At 60.4% G+C, this 507-nt stretch carries 1 protein-coding gene; it reads left to right on the top strand.

Annotated elements, in window-relative coordinates:
• Positions 1-200: hypothetical protein (locus NZU74_20920; GenBank protein ID MCS6883784.1), on the top strand; the 200-nt coding region annotated here is incomplete at its 5' end.
• Positions 201-507: the final 307 nt, after the last annotated feature.

The following is a 507-nucleotide window of genomic DNA, read 5'->3' on the forward strand; positions in this document are numbered from 1 at the left end:
CGGCAACACTGCCCGGGAAGTGGAGCGGTCAACAACACAGCCGAGGGAAAGGAGGTGAAATCATGGAATACATCAATTTGATGGACCTTGAGTTCATCGAAGAGACCACTGTAAGCTCCGGCATGGTCGTCGCTGGCGGCGGCATCTGCGGGCTCTTCTGCAAAGGTGGTGCATGTTGCGGCATCTGGTGCTGGCCATAATCACCACACGCTCTGACCTACACAAACCCAACAACACATCGGGAGGGAACCAGACATGCGCACCTGGGAATATGTGGATTTGACGGAACTCAACGACCTGGATGAGTCCACCGTGGCTGCGCCAGTCCTCGGTGCTGTATGCCCCGGCGCTGCTTGTGGCGGCGGCTGCGGCGGCCTTGGCTGTGGTTTGGGCTGCGCGGGAATCGGTGCCGGTAGCGGTTGCGCCGGGGGGGCCTGCGGTGTCTACTGTGGAGGCGCTGGCTGCGGCTTCCTGTGCTAGGCCCAGACAGTTAATCTCAGTGGAGAT

This window comes from Chloroflexaceae bacterium (genome assembly GCA_025057155.1).
Lineage (GTDB): Bacteria > Chloroflexota > Chloroflexia > Chloroflexales > Chloroflexaceae > JACAEO01.